A 19,697-nucleotide genomic window follows, 5' to 3' on the forward strand; every position below is an offset into this window, starting at 1 on the left:
GTGATAGACGAAGAACGAGCGAGGTGTTGGCGTGAACATTAATGCAACCCTGATTGGTCAGTCCCTTGCGTTCTTGATTTTCGTGGTTTTCTGCATGAAGTTTGTATGGCCTCCGGTCATTGCAGCTCTGCAGGAACGTCAAAAGAAGATCGCGGACGGACTGGACGCTGCCAACCGAGCAGCTCGCGACCTGGAGCTGGCCCAAGATAAAGCGGGTCAGCAACTGCGCGAAGCTAAGGCTCAAGCAGCCGAAATCATCGAGCAAGCCAAGAAGCGCGGTGCTCAGATCGTCGAAGAGGCCCGTGATCAGGCCCGCGTCGAAGCTGACCGTGTGAAGGCTCAGGCTCAGGCCGAGATCGAACAGGAAATTAACAGCGTCAAAGACGCGCTGCGCGCCCAAGTGGGTAGCCTGGCCGTTGGCGGTGCTGAAAAGATCCTTGGCGCCACAATCGATCAAAACGCGCATGCGGAGCTGGTTAACAAACTGGCCGCTGAAATTTAAGCGAGGGCGATCATGGCAGAACTGACCACGTTGGCCCGACCTTACGCTAAGGCTGCCTTTGAGCATGCCCAGGCCCAGCAGCAACTGGCCAATTGGTCAGCCATGCTCGGCCTGGCTGCTGCGGTGTCGCAAGACGGCACCATGCAGCGCCTGCTCAAGGCCCCGCGACTGACGAGCGCACAAAAGGCCGCCACGTTTATCGACGTGTGCGGTGACAAGTTCGATGCGCAAGCACGTAATTTCATCCACATTGCCGCGGAAAACGACCGTCTCCTGCTTCTGCCGGAGATCTCGGCGCAGTTCGAGCTGTACAAGGCTGAACTTGAAAAATCCGTGGACGTGGAAGTCACCAGTGCTTTTGCGTTGAACCAAGAACAGCAAGACAAACTCGCCAAGGTTCTCAGTGCACGGCTCAGCCGGGAAGTGCGCCTGCATGCGACGGAAGACGCCTCCCTTATCGGTGGTGTCGTGATCCGCGCCGGCGACCTGGTAATCGATGGCTCGGTTCGCGGCAAACTCGCGAAACTGGCCGAAGCATTGAAATCTTGAGTTTGAAGGGGCAGCAGAGCAATGCAGCAACTCAATCCTTCCGAAATTAGTGAAATCATCAAGGGCCGCATCGAGAATCTCGATGTAGCCTCCCAAGCCCGCAACGAAGGTACTGTCGTCAGCGTTTCTGACGGCATCGTGCGGATTCACGGTCTGGCCGACGTCATGTACGGCGAAATGATCGAGTTTCCAGGCGGCGTCTACGGTATGGCCCTCAACCTGGAGCAAGACTCCGTTGGTGCGGTAGTACTGGGCGCCTACGACACCCTCGCCGAAGGCATGAGCGCCAAGTGCACCGGCCGCATCCTCGAAGTTCCGGTTGGTAAGGAACTGCTGGGTCGCGTCGTCGACGCACTGGGCAACCCGATCGACGGCAAAGGTCCTCTGGGCAACACCGAGACCGACGCGGTCGAGAAAGTTGCTCCAGGCGTGATCTGGCGTAAGTCGGTAGACCAGCCTGTACAGACCGGCTACAAGTCCGTCGACGCCATGATCCCTGTCGGCCGTGGCCAGCGCGAGCTGATCATCGGTGACCGTCAGATCGGCAAGACCGCCATGGCCATCGACGCCATCATCAACCAGAAAGACTCCGGTATTTTCTGCGTTTATGTCGCTGTCGGCCAGAAGCGCTCCACCGTTGCCAACATCGTTCGCAAGCTGGAAGAAAACGGCGCCCTGGCCAACACCATCGTGGTCGTTGCCAGTGCTTCGGAATCCGCCGCGCTGCAATTCCTGGCGCCATACGCCGGTTGCACCATGGGCGAGTTCTTCCGTGACCGCGGTGAAGACGCGCTGATCGTTTACGATGACCTGTCCAAGCAGGCCGTTGCCTACCGTCAGATCTCCCTGCTGCTGCGCCGTCCGCCAGGACGTGAAGCGTACCCAGGTGACGTGTTCTATCTCCACTCCCGTCTGCTGGAGCGTGCATCGCGCGTTTCCGAAGAGTACGTCGAGAAGTTCACCAACGGCGCCGTTACCGGCAAGACCGGTTCCCTGACCGCGCTGCCGATCATCGAAACCCAGGCTGGCGACGTTTCCGCGTTCGTTCCGACCAACGTGATCTCGATCACCGACGGTCAGATCTTCCTGGAATCGGCCATGTTCAACTCGGGCATCCGCCCTGCAGTGAACGCCGGTGTTTCGGTATCCCGCGTGGGTGGTGCCGCTCAGACCAAGATCATCAAGAAGCTGTCCGGTGGCATCCGTACCGCTCTGGCTCAGTACCGTGAACTGGCGGCATTCGCCCAGTTCGCTTCTGACCTGGACGAAGCTACCCGCAAGCAACTCGAGCACGGTCAACGTGTTACCGAGCTGATGAAGCAGAAGCAATACGCTCCTATGTCCATCGCGGACATGGCGCTGTCGCTGTATGCCGCTGAGCGTGGGTTCCTGACCGACGTTGAAATCGCCAAGATCGGTAGCTTCGAACAAGCCCTGATCGCTTACTTCAACCGTGATCACGCCGACCTGATGGCGAAGATCAACGTGAAGGGTGACTTCAACGACGAAATCGACGCTGGCATCAAGGCCGGTATCGAGAAGTTCAAGGCCACCCAAACCTGGTAAGCCGCAGCGGGGGCCTTGCAGCCCCCGCTTGCTAACCTGATAGGTGTTACATGGCAGGCGCAAAAGAGATTCGCAGTAAGATTGCGAGCATCAAAAGCACGCAAAAAATTACCAGCGCCATGGAAAAAGTGGCGGTCAGCAAGATGCGCAAGGCTCAAATGCGCATGTCTGCTAGCCGTCCCTACGCGGAGCGCATCCGCCAGGTGATTGGTCATCTGGCCAACGCCAACCCGGAATACCGCCACCCGTTCATGATCGAGCGCCCTGTTAAGCGCGCCGGTTATATCGTGGTGAGCAGTGACCGTGGTCTGTGCGGCGGCTTGAACACCAACCTGTTCAAGGCCCTGGTCAAGGACATGGCGGTAAACCGCGAACAAGGCGTCGAGATCGACCTGTGCGTGATCGGCAGCAAGGGTGCGGCTTTCTTCCGCAGCTTCGGCGGCAACGTCGTTGCAGCGATCAGCCACCTGGGCGAAGAACCGTCGATCAACGATCTGATCGGTTCCGTCAAGGTCATGCTGGACGCTTACCTGGATGGTCGTATCGACCGCCTGTCCGTGGTATCGAACAAGTTCATCAATACCATGACGCAAACTCCAACGGTCGAGCAGTTGGTACCGTTGGTGGCAACCCCGGATCAAGAACTCAAGCACCACTGGGACTACCTCTACGAACCTGACGCCAAAGAGCTGCTGGACGGCCTGATGGTGCGTTACGTGGAGTCGCAGGTCTACCAGGCGGTGGTCGAGAACAACGCGGCTGAACAGGCTGCCCGGATGATCGCAATGAAGAACGCCACCGACAACGCCGGTGACCTGATCAGCGAATTGCAGCTGATCTACAACAAGGCGCGTCAGGCTGCGATCACCCAAGAGATCTCGGAAATCGTCGGCGGCGCTGCCGCGGTTTAACGGTTCACATATTCAGAGGATCCAGCTATGAGTAGCGGACGTATCGTTCAAATCATCGGCGCCGTCATCGACGTGGAATTTCCACGTGACGTCGTTCCGAATGTCTATAGCGCGCTGAAAGTTCAAGGCGCAGAAACCACTCTGGAAGTTCAGCAGCAGCTGGGCGACGGCGTGGTTCGTACCATTGCGATGGGTTCGACCGAAGGCCTGAAACGCGGTCTGGACGTTGTCGACACCAAGGCTCCTATCTCGGTACCGGTCGGTAAAGCGACCCTGGGCCGGATCATGGACGTCCTCGGCAACCCGATCGACGAAGCTGGTCCGATCGGCGAAGAAGAGCGCTGGGGTATCCACCGCGCCGCTCCTTCCTTCGCTGATCAGGCAGGCGGCAACGACCTGCTGGAAACCGGCATCAAGGTTATCGACCTGGTCTGCCCGTTCGCCAAGGGCGGTAAAGTCGGTCTGTTCGGTGGTGCCGGTGTCGGCAAGACCGTAAACATGATGGAACTGATCCGTAACATCGCCATCGAGCACAGCGGTTACTCCGTGTTCGCCGGTGTGGGTGAGCGTACTCGTGAGGGTAACGACTTCTACCACGAGATGAAGGACTCCAACGTTCTCGACAAGGTAGCGCTGGTCTACGGTCAGATGAACGAGCCACCAGGAAACCGTCTGCGCGTAGCGCTGACCGGCCTGACCATGGCCGAGAAGTTCCGTGACGAAGGTAACGACGTTCTGCTGTTCGTCGACAACATCTATCGTTACACCCTGGCCGGTACCGAAGTATCCGCACTGCTGGGTCGTATGCCTTCGGCAGTAGGTTACCAGCCGACCCTGGCTGAAGAGATGGGCGTGCTGCAAGAGCGCATCACTTCGACCAAGGAAGGTTCGATCACCTCGATCCAGGCCGTATACGTACCTGCGGACGACCTGACCGACCCGTCGCCAGCGACCACCTTCGCCCACCTTGACGCTACCGTCGTACTGTCCCGTGACATCGCTTCCCTGGGTATCTACCCGGCGGTAGACCCACTGGACTCGACTTCCCGTCAGCTGGATCCGCTGGTGATCGGTACCGAGCACTACGAGACCGCTCGTGGCGTTCAGTACGTTCTGCAGCGCTACAAGGAGCTGAAGGACATCATCGCGATCCTGGGTATGGACGAGCTGTCCGAGACCGACAAGCAACTGGTTGCCCGTGCTCGTAAGATCCAGCGCTTCCTGTCCCAGCCGTTCTTCGTGGCAGAAGTCTTCACCGGTTCTCCAGGCAAATACGTTTCCCTGAAAGACACCATCGCTGGCTTCAGCGGCATCCTCAAAGGTGACTACGACCACCTGCCAGAACAAGCGTTCTACATGGTCGGCAGCATCGACGAAGCGATCGAGAAAGCCAAGAAACTGTAATCCCGGCGCCCCGAAAGGGGCGCTAATCAGGTCGAGGCAAGCAAATGGCTATGACAGTCCATTGCGATATCGTCAGCGCGGAAGGAGAAATCTTCTCCGGTCTGGTCGAGATGTTGGTAGCTCACGGCAACCTGGGTGATCTTGGTATCGCTCCAGGCCACGCGCCGCTGATCACCAATCTCAAGCCAGGTCCGATCACGCTGACCAAGCAGGGTGGCGCGCAGGAGGTGTTCTACATCTCCGGTGGTTTCCTTGAGGTCCAGCCGAGCATGGTCAAGGTTCTCGCCGACACCGTGCAACGTGCAGGTGACCTGGACGAAGCCCAGGCGCTGGAAGCGGTGAAAGCTGCGGAAAATGCCCTGAATGCAAAAGGCGCGGACTTCGATTATTCGGCAGCCGCCGCTCGTCTGGCCGAGGCCGCAGCCCAGCTGCGTACCGTCCAGCAACTCCGCAAAGGCCGTTGATTCGGTTATCTGCGAAGCGATTGAGTTAAAGGGTAGCCTCGGCTACCCTTTTTCTTTTTCCGCGTTCTTCTCCCGGTCACAGCGCTGACCACCCAGGATTGGTAGCCAGTCAATGTCTCTCGATATCGTGATTCTCGCCGCAGGCCAAGGCACGCGCATGCGTTCCGCATTGCCCAAGGTACTCCACCCGGTCGCCGGCGATTCCATGCTCGGCCATGTTATCCACAGCGCCCGTCAGCTCCAGCCACAGGGCATCCATGTGGTGATCGGCCATGGCGCTGAACTGGTGCGTGAACGCCTGGCGGCGGACGATCTGAATTTCGTGCTCCAGGATAAACAACTGGGCACCGGCCACGCTGTCGCCCAGGCCCTGCCGGCGCTGAGCGCCGACACCGTGCTGATCCTCTACGGCGATGTACCCCTGATCGAGGCCGAGACCCTGCAGCGCCTGTTGGCCAAGGTCAATGACCAGCAACTCGGCCTGCTCACCGTGACCCTCGACGACCCGACCGGCTATGGCCGTATCGTCCGGGACGCTGCCGGCAAGGTTACCGCCATCGTCGAGCACAAGGATGCCAGCGATGCGCAGAAAGCCATTCGCGAAGGCAACACCGGCATTCTTGCCGTCCCGGGCAAGCGTCTTGCCGATTGGCTGGGGCGCCTGTCCAACGACAACGCACAGGGCGAGTACTACCTGACCGACGTTATCGCCATGGCCGTGGCCGATGGCCTGGTGGTCGCCACTGAACAACCGCTGGACCCGATGGAAGTGCAGGGCGCCAATGACCGCCGCCAGTTGGCCGAGCTGGAGCGTCACTACCAGTTCCGCGAAGCCCGCCGTCTGATGGCGCTTGGCGTGACCTTGCGTGACCCGGCGCGTTTCGATGTGCGTGGTGAAGTGACCGTCGGCCGCGACGTACTCATCGACATCAACGTGATCCTCGAAGGCCGGGTGATCATCGAGGACGACGTGCAGATCGGTGCGAATTGCGTGATCAGGAACACCACCCTGCGCAAGGGGGCCGTGGTCAAGGCCAACAGCCACCTGGACGGTGCGGTGATGGGCGAGGGCAGCGATGCCGGCCCGTTCGCCCGTCTGCGTCCGGGCAGTGTGCTGGAAGCCCGGGCCCATGTGGGTAACTTCGTCGAACTGAAGAACGCGCATCTGGGCGAAGGCGCCAAGGCCGGTCACCTGACCTATCTGGGCGATGCCGAGATCGGCGCACGTACCAACATCGGTGCCGGCACCATCACCTGCAACTACGATGGCGCAAACAAGTTCAAGACCATTCTCGGCGAGGATGTGTTCATTGGTTCGAACAACTCCCTGGTCGCCCCTGTGGATATCGGTGCCGGTGCCACCACTGCGGCCGGTTCGACCATCGTACAGAACGTCGATGCCGCCCAACTCGCCGTTGGTCGCGCCCGCCAGCGCAACATCGATGGCTGGAAACGGCCTGAGAAGATCAAGAAAACCTGAGTTATACACAGCTGAAAAAGGCCGACTGTGCTTTGTGCATAAGTCGGCCTTTTTCTTTTGTGCTGAGCATGTGGATAACACGAAAGTGCCACGATCTCGCCTTTTGTCGAATTCCCGCTTGACCGAATGAAAGATCCAGGTTTTGATTGCCCTAATTATCTTTCGAAACGAAACTTAAGCGCGTATGTCGAAACGAAACACTCCCCAGCGGCGCCATAACATTCTTGCCCTGCTCAATGAACAGGGCGAGGTGAGCGTGGACGAACTGGCCAGGCGTTTCGAAACTTCCGAAGTGACCATTCGCAAGGATCTGGCAGCCCTCGAGAGCAACGGTCTACTGCTTCGCCGCTATGGTGGGGCGGTTACCATGCCGCAGGAACTGATCGCCGATCAGGCCCAGCCCGTCTCCCACTACAAGAAAGCCATCGCTCGCGCGGCTGTTGCGCGGATCCGCGAGCATGCGCGGATCATCATCGACAGTGGCAGCACCACCGCCGCGATGATCCCGGAGCTAGGCCTTCAGCCCGGCCTGGTGGTCATGACCAATTCCCTGAATGTCGCACGCGCCCTGAGCGAGTTGGAGCACGAGCCGGTACTGCTGATGACGGGCGGTACCTGGGACCCGCATTCCGAATCCTTCCAGGGCCAGGTTGCCGAGCAGGTCCTGCGTTCCTACGACTTCGACCAGCTGTTTATCGGCGCCGATGGTATCGACCTGGTCCGCGGTACTACTACCTTCAATGAGTTGCTCGGCCTGAGCCGGGTCATGGCGGAGGTGGCCCGGGAAGTGATCGTGATGGTCGAGTCGGACAAGGTTGGACGCAAGATTCCCAACCTCGAGCTGCCATGGAGCAGCGTGAACACCCTTATTACCGATGAACGCCTGCCTCGCGAGGCACGCGAACAGATTGAAGCCCGCGGCATCAACGTGATTTGTGCCGCTATCAGCCAGGAGCATTGACTATGTGTGGAATCGTTGGCGCGGTCGCCGAGCGCAATATCACCGCCATTCTGATCGAAGGCCTCAAGCGTCTTGAGTACCGTGGCTATGACAGCGCCGGCCTCGCGGTCTTCACCCAGCAGGGCACCCTTGAACGTCGCCGCCGTATCGGCAAGGTCAGCGAGCTGCAGGCCGCCGTGGCCGCCGATCCGCTGGTTGGTCAGTTGGGCATCGCCCACACCCGCTGGGCCACACACGGTGCGCCGACCGAAAACAATGCCCACCCGCATTTCTCTGGCAACGAACTGGCGGTGGTGCACAACGGCATCATCGAGAACCATGAAGTCCTGCGCGAAAACCTGAAATCCCTAGGCTACGTGTTCAGCTCGGAAACCGACACCGAGGTGATCGTTCACCTGCTGCACTACACCTTGAAGTCCATCCCCGACCTGGCCGACGCGCTCAAGGCCGTGGTCAAGCAACTGCACGGCGCTTACGGCCTGGCCGTAATCAGTGCCAAGCAGCCTGATCGCCTGGTTGCGGCGCGCAGCGGCAGCCCGCTGGTGATCGGCCTGGGCCTGGGCGAAAACTTCCTGGCCTCCGACCAGTTGGCGTTGCGCCAGGTTACCGACCGCTTCATGTACCTGGAAGAGGGCGATATCGCCGAGATCCAGCGCGAGCAGGTGCGCATCTGGGACACCAATGGCAACGTCGTGCAGCGCGAAGTGGTGCAATACCACGAAGGCGCCGAGGCCGCTGACAAGGGTGAATATCGCCACTTCATGCTCAAGGAAATCCATGAGCAGCCAACCGTTGTCCAGCGCACCCTCGAAGGCCGCCTGGGTGCCGATCATGTCATGGTCCAGGCTTTCGGTCCGAAAGCCGCGGAGCTTTTCGCCAAGGTGCGCAATGTCCAGATCGTCGCTTGCGGCACCAGCTATCACGCCGGCATGGTTGCCCGTTACTGGCTGGAGGAGTTGGCCGGTATTCCGTGCCAGGTCGAAGTCGCCAGCGAGTTCCGCTACCGCAAGGTGGTGGTGCAGCCGGATACCCTGTTCGTCTCCATCTCCCAGTCCGGCGAAACCGCCGACACCCTCGCTGCCCTGCGCAACGCCAAGGAGCTGGGCTTCCTCGGCAGCCTGGCGATCTGCAACGTTGGCATCAGCTCGCTGGTGCGTGAATCCGACCTGACCCTGCTGACCCTGGCTGGCCCGGAAATCGGCGTGGCATCGACCAAGGCTTTCACCACCCAGTTGGTGTCCCTGATGTTGCTGACCCTGGCACTGGGTCAGGTTCGTGGCACCTTGGGTGCTGGCGTTGAAGCCGAGCTGGTCGAGCAACTGCGTCGCCTACCGGTGCGCTTGGGCGAGGCCCTGGCGATGGATTCCACCGTGGAGAAAATTTCCGAACTCTTCGCCGACAAGCACCACACCCTGTTCCTGGGCCGCGGCGCGCAGTTCCCGGTAGCGATGGAAGGTGCCCTGAAGCTCAAGGAAATCTCCTACATCCACGCCGAAGCCTACCCGGCGGGCGAGCTGAAGCACGGCCCGCTGGCATTGGTGGATGACGACATGCCGGTGGTCACCGTCGCGCCGAACAACGAACTGCTGGAAAAGCTCAAGTCCAACCTGCAGGAAGTCCGTGCACGGGGTGGTCAGTTGGTGGTCTTCGCTGACGAGCAGGCAGGGATGAGCAATGGCGAGGGTACCCACGTGATTGCCATGCCTCATATTGCCGATGCGCTGGCGCCCATCCTGTACACCATCCCGCTGCAGCTGCTGTCGTACTACGTGGCGGTGCTCAAGGGTACTGACGTTGATCAGCCGCGCAACCTGGCGAAATCGGTCACGGTCGAGTAAGCCAATAGTTGCATTCGGAAAGCCGTGTGGGATGCAAATAAAGGTTCATCCGTATAAATAAAGTATCATCCGTATAAATAAAGTTTCATTCTGAGCCTGCATCCGCTATGTTGAGGTCATCGACACAGCGGGGCAGGCTTTCTCATGTCTGGAACATTCAAGGGGCTGACCCAGGCCCAGATCGATAGAAGGCTCAAGGACGGGCGTGGCCAAGGCCAGGGATCAGACTACAAGCCGTTCATCTACACCAGGGACGTGTCCTCGCTGGGTCGCTCCCACCGCCTGCCTGGCAGCAAGACCCGGCGTTTACACCATCTTCTATCCGATCTTGAACTGGCCATCTTCCTGACCTTGGATCGGTCTCCCCATGTCACCGATATCCGTGAACAGTTTCCGATGCGGGTCGAAGATACGGTGCGCATCGCCGAGGAGCTTGGCCTGCCCCACGGTTGTTACAAGGGTACCCCGCAGGTACTGACCAGCGACTTTCTGGTGGATTTCGAAGATCCTCAGCGCCCGAGCATCGCGATTCAGGCCAAGTACAGTACCGACCTGCAGAAGCCTGAAGTTATCGAGAGGCTTGAGCTTGAAAGGCGCTACTGGCAGGAAAAAGGTATTCCCTGGGTCATCGTCACGGAGCGCGAGGTATCCAAGGTGGCATTTGCCAATATCCAATGGCTCTATCCTGCCCATGCTGAAGGCGACATCGCTCAGGACGATCTCGCCCATTACCAGCAGCTGTTTCTGCTCGAGTTTCAGCGTCACCCAGACCGGAAGCTGACCGCTATTGCCCAAGGACTGGATACCTCCGGCCAGCTGGAGGCCGGTCAGGCGCTCTATTGGCTACGCCAGTTGCTGGCCCGGCACTGTTTCCTTTTCGATCTTGACACTCCTTACCGGGAGCTGAAGCCGAAAGACCTGGTTGCCAACTCTCATCAAATGCATCAGGAGCTGAGCAGTGTTGCCCGTTAATCAGGTGTTCCGGATGGGGGAACTGCGAAAGCGCCTGCTTTGGTCCGGTACCGAGCAGGCAATCTGGATCGATATCGATTCGGACACGGCGTTGCCCGAACCGATATCGATTGTAGAGCTGGAGCGTCTGATCATGGAGCGGGAGCTGGAGAGCATTGCCGATCCCTTCGAGGAAACAGTCCTACGGGAGGTTGAGGAAGGTTCCCTTGATCAGCAGAAGCGTGATGAAGCTTGGGGAATGCTGGCGGATTTTGTGCACGACCCCCAGCTTTTCGTGCGGCGCCCCAGAGGGCTCATTGTCAGAGGCATCATGGAGCGCCATGGTGTCACCAATCAGACGGTGTATAGGTTACTGAGGCGCTACTGGCAGCGAGGCATGTGCAGGAATGCCCTCTTGCCGGACTATGTCAACTCGGGCGCCCGTGGCAAGCGCAGAAAGCCGAACCAGGCCAAGCTGGGCAGGCCCAGAGTGGTGATGGAGGGGAAAGGGAGCAATGTCACGCCGGACATCGAGCGCATTTTTCGCCGGGTCATCGAGGAACGTTTGCTCAAGGAAAAACATCCGTCCATTCCTGATGCCTACGCCGCCGGGCTGAATCTGCTCCGTGCTGTTCTGACGGAGCTGCCGACCTCCGAACTGCCTACATTGGGGCAGTTCCGTTACTTCTATGGGCGCGAATATCACTTCACCGACACCTTGCCATGCAGGGTGTCCGCAGTGGATTTTGCCAAGGACTTCCGACCGCTCAGCAGTACATCGACGACCGAGGCACTGGGGCCCGGATACCGCTACCAGATCGATGCCACCATCGCCGATATCTATCTGGTTTCAGAACATGATCGCAGCCTTATCGTCGGCAGGCCTGTCGTTTACATGGTGATCGACGTGTTCAGCCGCATGGTCGTTGGTATGTACGTCGGATTCGAGGGACCTTCCTGGGTCAGTGCCATGGTGGCATTGGCCAACACGGTCGCCGACAAGGTTGAGTATTGCCGCCAGTATAGCGTGGAGATCGATGCCAGCGACTGGCCGGTCAAAGGCTTGCCGGATGTGGTGCTGGCCGATAAGGGCGAACTGAATGGCACCAAGGTGGAAGCATTTTCCCAAGCCTTCGGCGTTCGCATCGAGAATGCACCGGCCAGGCGAGGAGATGCCAAGGGGATCGTCGAGCGTTATTTCCGGACGGTGCAGGAGCGTTTCAAGCCCTATGCCAGCGGTGTGGTCGAGGACACCACCAGCCGGAAGCGGGGTGGCCACGACTACAGACTTGATGCCAGTCTGACCTTGCCCGAGTTCACCCAGATCATCATTGCCGGCATCCTCTACCACAACAACTTTCATACCTTGAGCAAATACGACAGAACCTCTGGTATGCCGGGCGATCTGCCAGCCATCCCGGTCATGCTGTGGAACTGGGGCTTGGCCAACTTGACCGGCCGGTTACGTACTGCGCCCGAGGAGCTGGTGCGGATAAATCTCTTGCCCCATGAGTCGGCCACGGTTTCGGAGCTGGGAATCAGGCTGTTCGGCTGCTTCTACACCTGCCAGGAAGCAATCAGGGAGGGTTGGTTTCACCGAGGCCAGGGGCGCCGGCCGACAGGGGTAACGGTCGCATACGATCCGCGTAGCGCCGACCACATCTACCTGCGGCCGTCCAATAGTCTCAAGGACTACTGGGTTTGCGATCTTGCCGACCGCAGTCGACGCTTCAGGGGGATGACCTTCTGGGATGTCTGGCTGCTGTCCAGAGAGGAACGGCGTAGCGATACCAACGCGGCGGCGGAAGCTTTGGTAGAGAGAGGCAATCTTCTGAAGCAGATCGAGTCCATCGTTGCCCAGGCAGAGGATGCCAGTCCGGTCAAAACGGGTATGACCACGAAGGATCTGGGAACCCAGATCCGCGAGAACAAGCAGCAGGAAAAGCGCCAGGAACGCCAGAAAACAGCATTCAAACCGGATAAAGCACAGCAGGAAAAGCCAGCCGAGGTGATCCCACTGCGGGGCGAGAAGCAGGAAGATTATGCCTTCCCAGATCTCAGTGACCTGATATTCAAGGAGGAAGAGGATGACTGAAGAATTCCAGCGCGGAGTCATTCCCCTGGCGCGTTACCAGGAGCAGCAGCTTCCCGAGTATCAGGACAATCCGCTCATCAGCGCATTGCCTCCGATTCCTGATCTGCAGGAGGTGGTCGATCTATTGCAGCAGCTTCCCGGTTTCGAGCCGCAGGAGGCGCTTCTGGATGGTCGGCTCAGGGCACATGCGATTGCCCGCCTGTTGCACGGCTTCTTCCAGCCGCTGAGCCATCACTTGGAGCTGGAGAGCAAGATCAGCCTGATGATCCGTCAAGGGTACATCGGTCGGAATCCGGCCAGCGGTGCCTGGTATGCGCACCTGCAGAATGGCTATCGCCGTGTCGAGGAGGAGGATCTGGATGCGGCGGTGTACCAGAGTGTCTCCTCTACGGCCAACAGCCTGTCGCTGTTCGGCTGCTCCGGTTGCGGCAAGACGCGCACGCTGGAGCGGATTCTGGGCATGTACCCCCAAGCTCTCCATCACCCTGATTACAACATCACCCAACTGGTCTACCTGAAGATCGACTGCCCAATTGACGGTGACTTGGATGAGCTGTGCCTGAGCTTCTTCAACGAAGTAGACAAGATCCTGGGTACCCACTACAGCCGTAGCCACGGACGCAAGAAGCTGGGTACCAAACGTCTGCTGGCATCCATGTGCCAGGTGGCCAATCTGCACACGCTCGGAGTGCTGATCATCGACGAGGTTCAGAACCTCAACGAGGCACGCTCCGGTGGTGCCGAAAAAATGCACAATTTCTTCGTGTCGCTGGTGAACACCATCGGTGTTCCGATCATTCAGGTCGGCACCCACCGGGCCAGCAAGTTCTTCCAGCGCACGTTCCGGGCTGCTCGGCGGGTCTCCGGGTTGGGCAGCATCCGCTGGGATAGGTTGCCTCGGGACGAGCATTGGAAGCGTCTGTTGAAGCGGCTTTGGAAGTATCAGTGGCTGCGAAATGCGGCGCCGCTGGATGATGAACTGGAGGCTACGATGTACGACCTCACCCAAGGGGTCATGGACATCGTCATCAAGCTGTTCGCGCTGGCGCAGATCCGGGCGATAGTGACAGGTGTCGAGTGCATTAAGCCGCTGTTGCTGCGCAGGGTTTTCGAGGACGAGTTCAAACCGGTCCATCCGATGCTGGCGGCCTTGCGGAGCGGTAGGCCCGAGCTGATCGCCAAATATGACGACCTGCTGATGCCAGAGATCGAGGGACGGTTGCTGACCCTGACTCGCTCTCTGGATAGCGTCCCCCAACCTAAACCACCGGCCCCTCCGGCTGATGACAAGGCAAAGCGGTTGGCCGCCCTGCTCGAAGGTATGGAAATCCCGAGGGACATCGCCATTCCCATGGCCGATGAATTGTTGGCGGAGAATCCGGACATCCCGCTGGCGGCCCTGATTCACAAGGCCACGGCCTACCTCGCGCAGGACGCTCCCAAGAGGCCCGGCATTTCCAGAGTTAAGCGGACGGAGTGGGGGTGCCTATCCGAGGAGGATCTGCGCCGACGTTATGCCGATGGGCCTGAAAGCGAGGCCTATGACAGATTCAAGCAGGCTGGCTTGATCCTCGATCTGCGGCCTCTGCTGAGAGCGAGCTGACATTTACTTCCCCAGGCTCTACCCGGACGAACTGCTTTACAGCGGTATTGCCCGGTGCCGGGTACATCTGGGGATAGGCAGCCACAAGACCTTGCTGCACATGCTTTTCGGTGACAGCAAGGTTGCCGCGATCACCGATCTGCCCACACACCTGACTGCGTTGGCGAACAACACGGGCTTGGATGCGGAAGGCATGATCCTGAATCACACGCTGTTCCCGCTCTATGCCCCTTTCATTCCGCCGGAGCGCCGTACCGATCTTTTTCAGGCCATGCTTGCTCCCGACCGGCCGACGATTGGTCTGTCTGGGGCCTCGACGGCCTTGGTCAAGTGGCCCGATTGGCTGCGTTACTGCCCGATCTGCTTTGAAGATATGGCTGCGCGCTACGGTGAACCCTACTGGCGGCGTAGCTGGCAGATTCAAGGGATAGATGCCTGTCCCGAGCATGGCTGTCAGCTCCTGAACTCACCTATCCCGTTCCGTCGAGCGCAGCGGCACGAGTTTCATACAGCCTCTCCACTGTTTCTGCCCCGTGATCTTCGCGTGAGTCCCGTGGGTGAAGAGGCTATCAGGCTCGCCAAGGCTGCTATGCAGCTGCTGGCGCTCGAAGAGGTGCAATCGCCTGGCTACGGACGCTGGACCAACCTGTACCGGTACCTGGCTACAGAGTGCGGCGCCAGGCGAGGCCGGCAGGTCAGGGCTGAAGTCATCTGGGAGAAGATCCTGGCATCCCATCAAAGGGATTGGCTTGCTGCGAACGGTCTGCTGACATCCGGAGAGCCTCCACCTTGGCTGTTGGCGATGTTCAGGAAGCATCGCAAGGGATTCAGTGCGCTGCAGCATCTGATCGTCTGGACCAGCCTGCGCCCTGGCCAGCATGCTGGCGAGCTGATCAGCGAGGCGAAGACTCGCCAGGTCGACCTTGCCTCCGAGCGGTCAGTGCAGCTGCTCCCTGCTGAGTTTGAGCAAAAGCAGCAGTACCGAGCCATTTGGCTGCAAGCACTGGCTAATCACGGTGGAGCCAAGGCAGCCAGGCAAGACGGAGCAGGGGCATGTTACGCCTGGCTCTATCGTCATGACCGACACTGGCTGATGGTTGCGAACCAGGTCAGGCAGCGCCGACAGGGCAACAACAGCCACATCGACTGGCGAGCGCGTGACATAAGGTTGGTGCGCCTGCTGATCCGGATTGGTAGAGGTAGCGAAGAAGACCTGGGCCTTCCGCGCAGGAGTCGCAACTGGTTCCTGCAGCAGCTACCCCATCGGGCATCAGTCGAGCACCGTCTCGATCAATTGCCTCTTTGCTGCACCTTCCTGGATCGCTATGCCGAGTCCGTCGGCGAGTATCAGATCCGTCGCCTGACTGCAGCGATGCTGAAGGATGTACAGACAGGCATAACGTCTAGGCGCTGGGAGCTGGAAAAGCGTTGTGGATTGGAAAAAAGCAGGGTGGCACCACTGACCACTGCGTTCATTCGATTGATAGGAAGATGGATTGAATAGGACAGTATTTCGTCAGATCCCGAACGGATCCAGGTTGCTGGCCGTTGGAAATTTTTTCAGGGCCAAGACTCCGGCGGCCCAGTGGCAGTTGGCGGCTCTCTTTGAGCGTAACGGTCAGCTGCAGCTGCAGCGGTTCGCACAGGAGATGTCGTGTGTCTTGGCCGTTGGTCGCGAGTTTCTTGGCGAAGAAGGGGCTCCTTATCGTCCCAGTGGTTTCAAGAAGACGGTGGTGCTTCCTGCAATAGATACCTGGCGGGAAAGGCAGTTGGGTGAGTGCCCACGTCTGGCCAGAAGGCTTGCTGCAAATCCTGAGATATCTGGACAGCGATGCTTTGTGTTCGAGGTCGATGGTCTGACCGTCTGGCTGCCGAAATTCGAGCTGGCACGAAAAATGTTCTTCCACGCAGCCTTCATCGTTCGTGCAGCCTTCGCACCGAATGGCTTGGACATGGCCTTCACGATCTACAGAGAGGGCGATGTTGTTCATATCCATACGCCCCCGAAGACGGGGGCCCCAAGTCAGCTTCTCAAAATCAAGGGATACAGAGACCATTTCAGTTGGCTGCTGCTGAATCAGGATGTGAGGCGATCCTTCGAGTCAATCTGGCAAAGCCTCAATCAAAGGCAAGAGCGGGTACTGCAAGAGTCGGCGTATGCCAGGTGGCAGTTCGACTTTCAGGCACCCACTTCCCTCGCGGGTACCACCATGGATGTGCGAGGCCCCTTTGATCCGGAAAGCAACGAATTGCTGGTCTGGGAGATCGAAAAGCTTCAGGGGCTCCGGTTTAGCCATCGCGGTGATATTTTTTTCCATCACCCTGCTCTCAAGTTACCCGTCAGGGGAGAGAACACAGGCTGTGTATCCGTGCCATCGGGAGCGAAAGAGTTGGAGGTGGATGCTGACGAAGAGCCGACTGCTGCCAAGGAGCAGAGGTTGATTCATCTGCCCGTTGAGGGAGTCACGTTTGATGCTCAGCTGCGCACCAAGATCGCCTACAACGGGGAGCGTGCCAACGGTCATGGCAAGAAGGTCGACGACGAGCAATGCCCGAGCAGAGAAAGCCAACTCTTCGGCGTGGCTGATCCTGTGAGCGAGGGCAGCATAGCGTCAGGAGAATTCCAACAATTGGGTGAGGGAGAGGGTGATGGGGACGAGCATGAACGGCTTGCAGATCGCTTCTCGCTGCTCCGAGAGATTCTTGAACAAATCACCCAAGAGTCTGGAGTTGCGCTGGTAGCACTGGAAGTGAGGCCTCTGCCGCCCGTTCCACGTTGCAGCTACCACATGATTGATCACGAAAAATCACGCTGCTATCTGCTGGCAAGGTTCAAGCTGCAAAACGGCGATCAACGCTACCTTCTAGAAATAGATACCTCAGACAACCGGAAGACCATGTCAACGCGGATCATGGGCTTCAAAGCAGGTGTTGAGGCAGGAAAATGCATAGACAGGATCTTGAGGGAGACAGTGAAAGGCTCGTTGCGTTGGCCAGGCACCATGGCGAAGTACTGTGAGCCTTTGCACTCTGTGCATCACCCGAAAGAAAGCTCATCTGGGGCCAACCATGCCCGGGTGTTCGACTGGAAGCAGCGGATACGCGCGGCCCTAGGCTGATTGCAGAATACACCGCAGTTCGGCTGCGATACATCTTGTCGCGCACTGCGTGCAGCCTCCCCGAAACTGCCCGGAGCCGTGCCAAGGCGATATAGGCCCCTTGGGAGTCGGCAAGACGCATCTGGCCATCGCACTGCGCTATCGGGCGGCGCAGTGCGGCATCAAGACCCGCTTCATCACTGCGGCCGACCTTGGTGCTGCAACTGGGCGCGGACCAGCGTAACCGTCCGGGCATCCCGGCTGGCTTGACCCCGCCAAGCTAAGAGATGGTGGCAGTTCGTGGATGCCGTTTCCCGGGTGCACGCGATCCGAGACCACGCGATCAAGCAGGAAAACGAGCACCTGGGCTTGCCTGACTGACCGCAGGCCGGCGACGACAAGGTGGAAAAGTTCGGCGTGTGGCTCTGGCGGCAACGATCCCGCGAAGGGCGGACGGTGCTTGAGCTGTTGAACGTAAGCGTGTGGGCAAACCGTCTTGCGCGACTATGCCGGATGCCACCTATGCGGCAGCAGCTCTGCAATCTCACTCGCCCGCTGCGTCGGCAACCGTGTCAGCACATCCTTGAGATAGGCATACGGATCGTGCCCATTATTACGGGCCGACTGGATCAAACTCATGATCGCAGCAGCGCACTTGAGCATGCGATCCCGCGCCGAGCATTTGAGAAGGCAACGGGATGAACGCTGGCTGGATAGCCGTGGTTTTCTGGGTATGCAGCCGAATCCATTTGTGGACGAGGTTGGCATTGAGGCTGTAGCCCAAGGCGATGTTTGCGATGGAGGCACCGGGTTCAGAACACTCCTGAATGACCTGGGCCTTGAAAGATTTGCTGTAGGTACGGCGCTGAGGGGGCATGGAAAATCCGCTTGATGGGCCATGGCCTTCGGCGGCGGTGTCGGGAAGGTGTGTTGGCCGGACGGATACTGTTGAACTACGCTGTCTGGGGCAACGGAAGTGTTTCGGCCCGACTCTGGAACGCGATCCGCAGCGACGACTGGGCAATTCCGCACGTTGGCCTGAGCAGCCTCGGGGAAATCGTCGGCTGGGCGCGCCCAGACGAGTTTCCGCCAAGGAACATGCAGACGAGCAAGGGGCTGCGGGCACTCGGCTACAACGTGAGGATCGGTGTTTGATCGAGGCGCCTGTGGCACACGCAGGCTGACGAGCCAGGCGCTGTCCATGGCCTGATCAGGCCGCCCCGCTGCGCCTTGCCTGAGCAGTTGACCTGCATCAATGGGGCGGGAGATCGCTGTACATTGACTCTTGATGTTTGTTCTGGTAAGCGCAATATCTTGCAAAGTCTTGTAAGGATTTCCTTGGCCGGAACCGCAAAGCGACGCGATTGGAGAGGGTGAGATGAAAGCGCACCTACAGGTGATTTTCACGCTCGATGAATTGGCTGCGTACTTGAAAGTCGGCAAGCGGACGCTTTATCGGCTCGCGCGCACGGGGAAATTCCGGCTTTCAAGGTGGGCGGGACGTGGCGGTTTCGTCAAAGTGAAATCGATCAGTGGATCAATGATCAGACCCGAGCCGGAGCAAAGAAGGAGGTGATGCGCAAGCGTGAACAGCAGAAGTCATCCGAGCAGCCCGTGTCGCCTGGGCGCACTGCCCGTCGCAGCAGGCAAAGGCTTGAGTAACTCGTTTTTCAATTTTTCTGGAGGTATGACATGGACATCGATTTCAAGAAGTTGGCTCCCTGGAACTGGTTCAAGAACGAGCAGCAAGAGCAGCAGACCGCCTCTTCCCTGCCGGTGCAGCGCAATGACCTGCCAGCGGCGAGCGGGCCAGTCAGCCCGATCCTGCAACTGCATCGCGAGATCGACCGGCTGTTCGATGACGCATTCCGGGGCTTCGGTTTTCCGGCGCTGGCCATGCCGCGGCTGCCATCCGATTGGTCGGGCATGCTGAAGCCGGCCCTGGATATCCAGGAAACCGACAAGCAGTACAAGATTGCCCTGGAAGTGCCCGGTGTCGAGGAAAAGGACATCCAGATCACCCTCGACAACGACGTGCTGGTGGTGCGTGGCGAGAAGCGCCAGGAACAGGAGAAGAAGGAAGGTGGCTTCCACCGTGTGGAGCGCTCCTACGGCAGCTTTCAGCGCGCCTTGAACCTGCCTGACGACGCCAACCAGGATTCGATCAAGGCATCGTTCAAGAACGGGGTGCTCACGGTCACGATCGACAAGCGCGAGGTCAGCGCGCCGAAGCAGGGACGTTCGATCCCGATCAACAGCTGACGTCGCCGGCTCG

The 19,697-nt window shown here is 59.1% G+C and carries 17 protein-coding genes and 3 pseudogenes; 18 read left to right on the forward strand and 2 right to left on the reverse strand.

Annotated features, from left to right (window positions below; genetic code table 11):
- Nucleotides 1-31 precede the first annotated feature (31 nt).
- From N7650_RS16975 to N7650_RS17045, 15 genes and pseudogenes are all read left to right on the forward strand, one after another.
- Nucleotides 32-502 carry a F0F1 ATP synthase subunit B gene (locus N7650_RS16975; protein WP_009402529.1) on the forward strand — a complete coding sequence of 157 codons (471 nt, stop codon included), beginning with the start codon at nucleotides 32-34 and terminating at the stop codon, nucleotides 500-502.
- Nucleotides 503-514: 12 nt separating this feature from the next.
- On the forward strand, nucleotides 515-1,051 hold the full coding sequence (locus N7650_RS16980) for a F0F1 ATP synthase subunit delta (RefSeq protein WP_009402527.1): 537 nt from the start codon (nucleotides 515-517) through the stop codon (nucleotides 1,049-1,051).
- A 21-nt stretch (nucleotides 1,052-1,072) separates the two neighbouring features.
- Nucleotides 1,073-2,617, forward strand: coding sequence for a F0F1 ATP synthase subunit alpha (gene atpA / locus N7650_RS16985; protein ID WP_009402524.1), 1,545 nt, complete (start codon nucleotides 1,073-1,075; stop codon nucleotides 2,615-2,617).
- Between the two features lie 50 nt (nucleotides 2,618-2,667).
- Nucleotides 2,668-3,528 carry a F0F1 ATP synthase subunit gamma gene (gene atpG, locus N7650_RS16990; RefSeq protein WP_009402522.1) on the forward strand — a complete coding sequence of 287 codons (861 nt, stop codon included), beginning with the start codon at nucleotides 2,668-2,670 and terminating at the stop codon, nucleotides 3,526-3,528.
- A 27-nt stretch (nucleotides 3,529-3,555) separates the two neighbouring features.
- Complete coding sequence (gene atpD, locus N7650_RS16995; RefSeq protein ID WP_009402520.1) at nucleotides 3,556-4,932, forward strand: F0F1 ATP synthase subunit beta; 1,377 nt, start codon at nucleotides 3,556-3,558, stop codon at nucleotides 4,930-4,932.
- 44 nt (nucleotides 4,933-4,976) lie between these two features.
- The gene (locus N7650_RS17000; RefSeq protein WP_009402517.1) at nucleotides 4,977-5,396 is read left to right on the forward strand and encodes a F0F1 ATP synthase subunit epsilon; all 420 of its coding nucleotides are present in this window, start codon (nucleotides 4,977-4,979) and stop codon (nucleotides 5,394-5,396) included.
- A gap of 112 nt (nucleotides 5,397-5,508) precedes the next feature.
- Nucleotides 5,509-6,876 carry a bifunctional UDP-N-acetylglucosamine diphosphorylase/glucosamine-1-phosphate N-acetyltransferase GlmU gene (gene glmU, locus N7650_RS17005; protein ID WP_279899221.1) on the forward strand — a complete coding sequence of 456 codons (1,368 nt, stop codon included), beginning with the start codon at nucleotides 5,509-5,511 and terminating at the stop codon, nucleotides 6,874-6,876.
- Nucleotides 6,877-7,060: 184 nt separating this feature from the next.
- Nucleotides 7,061-7,837 carry a DeoR family transcriptional regulator gene (locus N7650_RS17010; protein WP_009402513.1) on the forward strand — a complete coding sequence of 259 codons (777 nt, stop codon included), beginning with the start codon at nucleotides 7,061-7,063 and terminating at the stop codon, nucleotides 7,835-7,837.
- A 2-nt stretch (nucleotides 7,838-7,839) separates the two neighbouring features.
- Complete coding sequence (glmS, locus tag N7650_RS17015) at nucleotides 7,840-9,675, forward strand: glutamine--fructose-6-phosphate transaminase (isomerizing) (protein ID WP_279899222.1); 1,836 nt, start codon at nucleotides 7,840-7,842, stop codon at nucleotides 9,673-9,675.
- 144 nt (nucleotides 9,676-9,819) lie between these two features.
- Nucleotides 9,820-10,647 (forward strand): heteromeric transposase endonuclease subunit TnsA, encoded by an 828-nt coding sequence (locus N7650_RS17020; RefSeq protein WP_000017067.1) that lies wholly within the window; start codon nucleotides 9,820-9,822, stop codon nucleotides 10,645-10,647.
- Between the two features lie 13 nt (nucleotides 10,648-10,660).
- Entirely contained in the window at nucleotides 10,661-12,721 is a 2,061-nt protein-coding gene (locus N7650_RS17025; RefSeq protein ID WP_182819149.1) for a Mu transposase C-terminal domain-containing protein, read from the forward strand.
- A complete protein-coding gene (locus tag N7650_RS17030; RefSeq protein WP_016782883.1) occupies nucleotides 12,714-14,324 on the forward strand; it encodes an ATP-binding protein in 1,611 nt (536 codons plus the stop codon). The genes N7650_RS17025 and N7650_RS17030 overlap by 8 nt, the downstream gene beginning before the upstream one ends.
- A 1-nt stretch (nucleotide 14,325) precedes the next feature.
- The gene (locus tag N7650_RS17035; RefSeq protein ID WP_000273849.1) at nucleotides 14,326-15,828 is read left to right on the forward strand and encodes a TnsD family Tn7-like transposition protein; all 1,503 of its coding nucleotides are present in this window, start codon (nucleotides 14,326-14,328) and stop codon (nucleotides 15,826-15,828) included.
- The gene (locus N7650_RS17040; protein ID WP_182816818.1) at nucleotides 15,821-17,443 is read left to right on the forward strand and encodes a Tn7-like element transposition protein TnsE; all 1,623 of its coding nucleotides are present in this window, start codon (nucleotides 15,821-15,823) and stop codon (nucleotides 17,441-17,443) included. The genes N7650_RS17035 and N7650_RS17040 overlap by 8 nt, the downstream gene beginning before the upstream one ends.
- 91 nt (nucleotides 17,444-17,534) lie before the next feature.
- Nucleotides 17,535-17,633: pseudogene (locus tag N7650_RS17045) on the forward strand (ATP-binding protein); the annotation flags it as partial.
- Between the two features lie 293 nt (nucleotides 17,634-17,926).
- On the opposite strand, the pseudogene N7650_RS17050 reads toward N7650_RS17045, so the two are convergent.
- Nucleotides 17,927-18,079 (reverse strand): annotated as a pseudogene (locus tag N7650_RS17050) (transposase domain-containing protein); the annotation flags it as partial.
- Nucleotides 18,036-18,299: a transposase gene (locus tag N7650_RS17055; protein ID WP_001446199.1), complete on the reverse strand. Its 264-nt coding sequence runs from the start codon at nucleotides 18,297-18,299 to the stop codon at nucleotides 18,036-18,038. The pseudogene N7650_RS17050 and the gene N7650_RS17055, both read right to left, overlap by 44 nt.
- Before the next feature lie 14 nt (nucleotides 18,300-18,313).
- Between N7650_RS17055 and N7650_RS17060 the strand changes: the two genes are divergently transcribed.
- From N7650_RS17060 to hsp20, 3 genes and pseudogenes are all read left to right on the forward strand, one after another.
- The gene (locus N7650_RS17060) at nucleotides 18,314-18,577 is read left to right on the forward strand and encodes a hypothetical protein (protein WP_023383123.1); all 264 of its coding nucleotides are present in this window, start codon (nucleotides 18,314-18,316) and stop codon (nucleotides 18,575-18,577) included.
- 223 nt (nucleotides 18,578-18,800) lie between these two features.
- Nucleotides 18,801-19,084 (forward strand): annotated as a pseudogene (locus N7650_RS17065) (helix-turn-helix domain-containing protein).
- A gap of 30 nt (nucleotides 19,085-19,114) precedes the next feature.
- On the forward strand, nucleotides 19,115-19,684 hold the full coding sequence (gene hsp20 / locus N7650_RS17070; protein ID WP_182816816.1) for a small heat shock protein sHSP20: 570 nt from the start codon (nucleotides 19,115-19,117) through the stop codon (nucleotides 19,682-19,684).
- The last annotated feature ends 13 nt before the right edge of the window (nucleotides 19,685-19,697 follow it).

The organism is Pseudomonas sp. GD04058 (genome assembly GCF_029836855.1).
Taxonomy (GTDB): Bacteria; Pseudomonadota; Gammaproteobacteria; order Pseudomonadales; family Pseudomonadaceae; genus Aquipseudomonas; species Aquipseudomonas bharatica.

Bases quoted from the DNA above. Each gene is read 5' to 3' on its own strand.
- N7650_RS17055 (WP_001446199.1), bottom strand. From the start codon at position 18,299: ATGCCCCCTCAGCGCCGTACCTACAGCAAATCTTTCAAGGCCCAGGTC.
- N7650_RS16980 (WP_009402527.1), top strand. From the start codon at position 515: ATGGCAGAACTGACCACGTTGGCCCGACCTTACGCTAAGGCTGCCTTT.
- N7650_RS17010 (WP_009402513.1), top strand. From the start codon at position 7,061: ATGTCGAAACGAAACACTCCCCAGCGGCGCCATAACATTCTTGCCCTG.
- hsp20 (WP_182816816.1), top strand. From the start codon at position 19,115: ATGGACATCGATTTCAAGAAGTTGGCTCCCTGGAACTGGTTCAAGAAC.
- atpA (WP_009402524.1), top strand. From the start codon at position 1,073: ATGCAGCAACTCAATCCTTCCGAAATTAGTGAAATCATCAAGGGCCGC.
- N7650_RS17025 (WP_182819149.1), top strand. From the start codon at position 10,661: ATGGGGGAACTGCGAAAGCGCCTGCTTTGGTCCGGTACCGAGCAGGCA.
- glmU (WP_279899221.1), top strand. From the start codon at position 5,509: ATGTCTCTCGATATCGTGATTCTCGCCGCAGGCCAAGGCACGCGCATG.
- N7650_RS17020 (WP_000017067.1), top strand. From the start codon at position 9,820: ATGTCTGGAACATTCAAGGGGCTGACCCAGGCCCAGATCGATAGAAGG.
- N7650_RS17030 (WP_016782883.1), top strand. From the start codon at position 12,714: ATGACTGAAGAATTCCAGCGCGGAGTCATTCCCCTGGCGCGTTACCAG.
- N7650_RS17060 (WP_023383123.1), top strand. From the start codon at position 18,314: ATGGGCCATGGCCTTCGGCGGCGGTGTCGGGAAGGTGTGTTGGCCGGA.
- glmS (WP_279899222.1), top strand. From the start codon at position 7,840: ATGTGTGGAATCGTTGGCGCGGTCGCCGAGCGCAATATCACCGCCATT.
- atpD (WP_009402520.1), top strand. From the start codon at position 3,556: ATGAGTAGCGGACGTATCGTTCAAATCATCGGCGCCGTCATCGACGTG.
- atpG (WP_009402522.1), top strand. From the start codon at position 2,668: ATGGCAGGCGCAAAAGAGATTCGCAGTAAGATTGCGAGCATCAAAAGC.
- N7650_RS17000 (WP_009402517.1), top strand. From the start codon at position 4,977: ATGGCTATGACAGTCCATTGCGATATCGTCAGCGCGGAAGGAGAAATC.